The organism is Chitinophaga sp. (genome assembly GCF_036569185.1).
Taxonomy (GTDB): domain Bacteria; phylum Bacteroidota; class Bacteroidia; order Chitinophagales; family Chitinophagaceae; genus Chitinophaga.
In genome coordinates, this window is the sequence record NZ_DATCRD010000190.1 from 1 (window position 1) to 5,630 (window position 5,630).

Here is a 5,630-nt window from a genome sequence, read left to right on the forward strand (position 1 = left end):
TTACAGATGTATCCCAGGCACTGTCCGGCGCTGCATCGGGCATCTCTGTATCGCAAACTTCCGGGCAACCCGGCCGCGATGGGGCCGTACTGCGCATCCGCGGGGTAGGTACGCTCAATAATTCAGACCCGCTGGTGCTTATCGATGGCATCGTGGGATCGCTGAATAACCTGAACCCTAACGACGTGGCCAGTATCTCTATTCTCAAAGATGCCGCCTCCGCAGCTATTTACGGTTCCCGCGCCGCCAACGGCGTTATTCTCGTTACTACCAAAAGAGGGAAGAAAGGAAAAACCGTGATCAACTACAATGGGTCTGCCGGCGTGCAAAAAGCTACACATCTATTTGAACCGGTAACGGATTATGTCACCTATATGCAGCTGATGAACCGTATCCAGAAAGCGGATAACCCCGACAATACGGATCTCTTCAAACCAGCCACCATAGAGGCGTGGAAGAATGCCAAAGACCCGGTGCTGTTTCCCAATACCAACTGGATGGATGTGATCTTTAAACAAGGCATCATCACCCGGCATAACCTCTCCATTAGCGGCGGCAACGAAAAAACGGATTACTATCTCTCTATGGGATATCTGTATAACAAAGGTATCATGGAGTCTACAGACAATACCAAATACTCATTGCGCCTGAATATGGATCATAAGATCAGTGATAAGGTAAAGATCGGGGCCATCCTCACTTCCTACTGGAACAAGGTGAACGAGCCTTTTGATGTAACTACCCTGTTGTATTACAGCGCGAACTCGGTGCCCGGCGTAACGCCTACTATGACCAAAGACGGCGTCACCCGCTATGGCGGCAGGAATACAGATGATGAAAGCCCCAATGCCATTAACCCGCAACAGTATATGGATACCTGGTTTTACCCGCAGGTAGGGCAGTACTCCTTTGCTAAGTTATATGGCGAATGGGAAATTATGAAAGACCTGAAATGGCAGGTAAACGGAAGCGCGGAGGTGTATAACAAAGAAGGCAAACAATACAAGTACTCCGGCGCCATACAGAATCTCTGGAATTTTCAGAAAGATGAAGTGACCGTCAGTAATGCTTCGGTGCCTTCCACCTTGTATCAAAGAAATGATAACAGCCTGGGGCTCACTTTTTACACCACGCTTAATTATGATAAAACATTTGCGCAGGATCATCATATCACCGCGTTGGTGGGCGCCAGCAGGGAAATAAACAGGAATGCCTGGTTTGCCGGCAGCGTGCAGGGCTTCCCCTCCAACGATACCTGGGAGCTGAGCGCCGGCCTTTCACAACCCATTGTAAGCGGTACCTCTTCATCTTCCACCTTGTCGTCGTACTTCGGGCGCGTGAACTACAGCTACAAGGAAAAATACCTGCTGGAAGCCAACCTCCGTTACGACGGATCATCGCGCTTTGCCAGCGGTAACCGCTGGGGAGTGTTCCCTTCTTTTTCAGGCGCATGGCGGCTCAGCAAGGAAAACTTTTTCCGCAATGCAGGTATTTCTTTTGTAGATGATATCAAGATCCGCGGATCATGGGGTAAGCTGGGTAACCAGAACATAGGATTGTACCAGTACATGGGATTGTATGCAGCCGGACAAAACTATATTTTTGGTAACAGTCTCTCAGCCGGACTGGCGCCTAAAGCGCTGCCAAACCCGGATATCACCTGGGAAAGTACCGCTACTACCGACTTTGGCGCAGACATCACCCTGTTCAGGGAGCATTTTGATGTTACGTTCGACTGGTACAACCGTCGCACCAGCAACATCCTGGTGCAACTGCCGTTATCATCTTTATACGGCGCACTTACGCCACCTTACCAGAATGTGGCAGTAGTGCAGAACAGGGGATGGGAAGTGGCGCTCGGTTATAAGAACAGTGCGGGCGCTTTTCAGTACGCTATCAGCGGTAACCTGAGCCATAATACCAACAATGTATTGCATTACCAGGGCAACCCCGATGTAATACAAAGCATCGGCAATAACTCTATCATTAAACAGGGACTGCCCATTGGCGCATTGTATGGCTACCAGGCGGAAGGCACTTTTAAAAATCAGCATGATATCGACAACTGGGCCAAACAAAAACTATCGGGTTCCAACAAACCAGGCGATCTTAAATATGCCGACATCAAACAGGACGGCGTTATCAATGGAGGCGACCGTACCTACCTGGGCAGCGTAATCCCTGAATATACCTATGGGCTTACACTGCAGGCCGGGTACAAAGGTATTTCGCTGTCCGTTTTATTCCAGGGCATCGGCGGTGTAAAAAGGTATTACCAGAACCTTTGGTATACCAGCGCCGTGCGCTATGGCCGGGAGATCAACTCGTACTTCCTCAACGCATGGTCGGCCGAAAATCCCAACAGCGATATCCCGAGGCTTACAACAGACAGTAACAGCGATAATACACAGGCCTCCTCTTTCTGGGTGCAGAACGGTTCTTTCCTGAGAGTGAAAAATATGCAGCTCTCTTACAGCTTTCCCGCAGGCTGGCTGAAGAAAACATTCATTTCAGGCATACAGGTGTATGCGGATGCACAGAACCCATTCACCTGGACAAAGTACAACGGACTGGATCCCGAAACAGGGAATTATACCGATTACCAGATTGAGAACCCGAATGTGCGCACCTTCTCACTGGGCATAAATGCCTCATTCTAAACTTGTGTACCATGAAGAAAATAACGCTTGTATTATATATCATCCTGCTGGCAGGATGCTCAAAAGACTTCCTGAATTCCAAACCCTCAGACCAGCTGTCGGATACCAACTTCTGGCAATCAGACGCAGATGCGCTTTCCGGCATCACCGCTATTTATGAGCAGATGCAGCATAACTACCAGATCTATGGCTACAACCCCATGACGGATGGGATGACGCCCAACGCCTGGATCTGGAGCGATTACCTGGAAGGTTACGGAGGTATTTCCAAAGGCAACCTGCTGCCTACACTTATTACCCCGGTAAACGACAAGTGGGTACAGTTATATAACGGTATCTATAAAGCCAACCTGGCGCTGGAAAAAGTACCGGCCATTAAAATGGATGAAACCCTGAAGGGGCGGCTGCTGGCAGAGGCGCAGTTTTTACGCGCGCTGTTTTATTACAACCTCGCTGATTACTACGGAGGCGTGCCGCTTATTGAACATACCCTGCAACTGGGCGCTGATCTTCCCGGCAGGAATACCCGCGATGAAGTGCTGAATTTTGTTGAAGCGCAATGCGATGAAGCGGCCAAAGCCCTGCCTGCGGTTTATGATAAAGCCAATACCGGCAGGGCCACCATGGGCGCTGCACTGATGCTTAAAGCTAAAGCGCTGTTGCTGGCAAAACAATACCAGCAGGTAGCCGCTGTGGCCAAACAGATCATCGATAAAGGCCAGTATAAACTGTATGATAACTATGAAGCCATGTTCACCGATGTGGCTGCGGAGAATAATGCCGAAGTGATATTTGATGTACAATATGCGGGGCCTGGTTTGGGAGAAGGTAGTCCACTGGATGGATTTATGGGGCCGCAGAGCTCTTTCGGCAAAGGATGGGACCAGGCTTACCCTACGCAGGATCTGGTAAACAGTTATGAGATGAAGAACGGGAAGATGATCACCGATCCTGCTTCCGGTTATGATCCTGCCAACCCGTTTAAAGACAGGGATCCACGGTTGGATTATACCATTATCCGCCCCGGCGCTGTATGGAAGGGAATTCCATACGATAATATCAAGGTGGGCGGCGCAAAGTCGACCTTCATCGGTTACCTGCCACGGAAACATGTGCTCACGGTAGACGGTTTTAACTGGGGCGATTCGCCGTTGAACTATATTGTATTCCGCTATGCCGACCTGTTGCTGCTATACGCAGAAGCGGAGAACGAAACAAACGGCGCCAATGCGGCGGTGTATGATGCCATTAACCAGGTGAGGGCCCGGAAGGGGGTAAACATGCCGGCTATTCCCGCAGGCAAAACCAAAGAACAGATGCGGGATATTATCCGTCATGAAAGAAGGATAGAGCTGGCATTTGAAGGCATTTATTATTCAGATATCCGCCGCTGGGGCATTGCAAAGCAACTGATGGATGGAGCAGTGATCAAAACCATGACAGGTCAGCAGCTGGATGTGCGCCATTTTGTGGATGCGCTTTACCTGTGGCCGGTTCCGCAGGGGGAAATAGATCTGAATCCAAAACTGGTACAAAACCCCGGGTATTGATTATGCATAGATACGTTTTAATAGCGCTGCTGTTGCTGGTGCAATACACACAGGGCGCCACTGCTTATGATACCGTATATGTAACCAGCTTCGGCGCCCGTGCTGGTAGTCGCGCTGACGCAGTAACAGCCGTGAAAGCGGCGCTGGAAGCCTGCCGCAAAAAGGAAAATCCTTTATTGTTTTTCCCCGCAGGGCGGTACGACTTCTGGCCTCAGCAGGCAGTGGAGAAAGTGTATTATGAATCCAATACATCGGACATTAACCCGAAGTACAATGCCATTATGATTGAAGGGTTTAAAAAACTGGTGGTAGAAGGCGCAGGGGCGGAGCTGGTGTATCATGGCCGCATACAGCCGTTCACTATTGAGCGGAGCAGTCATGTTACACTTCGTAATTTTTCCATCGATTGGGATTACCCGCTTACGGCACAGGCTTCGGTGCTGGATACCACCGCTTCGTATATAGATGTACGTATTGATACGGCACAATACCCTTACACCATTGTAAACGGGCAGCTGCTGTTTGCCGCCGAAGGCTGGAGCGGAAAAATCATCGGGGTGATGGAATACGAAAAAGACGCCCATCTTATTGTCTACAGGACCGGCGATGATCCCAGTGCGCTGGGGCCTGGCTGGGGGAACTATAAAGCCACTGTTATGGACAATGGCGTAGTGCGCCTGCAATACCCCTTCAAAAGAAAGCCCTCGCCCGGCAATATCCTGGTGCTGCGGCACAACGTCAGGGATCATGCCATGATCTTTGTAACGCACAGCGATCATATTGCCATGGAAAATGTGACAGGCTATCATTGCGCAGGGTTAGGGATATTATCGCAGTATACGGAGGAGCTGCGTTTTAAAAACATCTCCATAATACCCAATACAAAAAAAGGCAGGTATTTCAGCGGTCATGATGATGGTCTGCATTTTTCCAATTGCAGGGGGAACATCGAAGTAGACAGCTGTCGTTTTGGAGGCCTTATGGACGATCCAATTAACGTGCATGGCACTTATGTGCGCATTATCAGTAAAACGGCTGAAAACAGGCTGCTATGCCGTTTTATGGAGCCAATGAGCGTTGGGATGGAATGGGCGGAAGCCGGAGATGACATTACGTTTATTGATCACCATTCGCTGGCCACCACCGGTAAGGCAAAGGTGACCGCCTTCCGGAAGATCAATACCACGGATTTTGAGCTGACCCTATCAGAAGAAATACCGGCGCATATAAAAGAAAAGGACGGCCTGGAAAATATGAGCTGGACACCGGCCGTTACGGTCCGCCATTCGTTCTTTGAAAGCTGTCGCGCCAGGGGGCTGTTGGTCACCACGCCTAAAAAAGTGATCATTGAAAACAACCGCTTTGCATCCAGCGGATCGGCGATCCTCATTGCAGGCGATGTGAATTCCTGGTATGAATC

3 protein-coding genes are annotated in these 5,630 nt (G+C 49.8%); all 3 read left to right on the plus strand.

What is annotated here, in order from left to right:
* Positions 1 to 2,660: TonB-dependent receptor (locus tag VIM72_RS14605; RefSeq protein ID WP_332003559.1), on the plus strand; the 2,660-nt coding region annotated here is incomplete at its 5' end.
* Positions 2,661 to 2,671: 11 nt separating this feature from the next.
* On the plus strand, positions 2,672 to 4,210 hold the full coding sequence (locus VIM72_RS14610) for a RagB/SusD family nutrient uptake outer membrane protein (RefSeq protein ID WP_332003560.1): 1,539 nt from the start codon (positions 2,672 to 2,674) through the stop codon (positions 4,208 to 4,210).
* A gap of 2 nt (positions 4,211 to 4,212) precedes the next feature.
* A partial coding sequence (locus VIM72_RS14615; protein WP_332003561.1) for an alpha-1,3-galactosidase-related protein occupies positions 4,213 to 5,630 on the plus strand: 1,418 nt, incomplete at its 3' end.

Coding starts and splice junctions, on each gene's coding strand:
- VIM72_RS14610 (WP_332003560.1), top strand. CDS start 2,672: ATGAAGAAAATAACGCTTGTATTATATATCATCCTGCTGGCAGGATGC.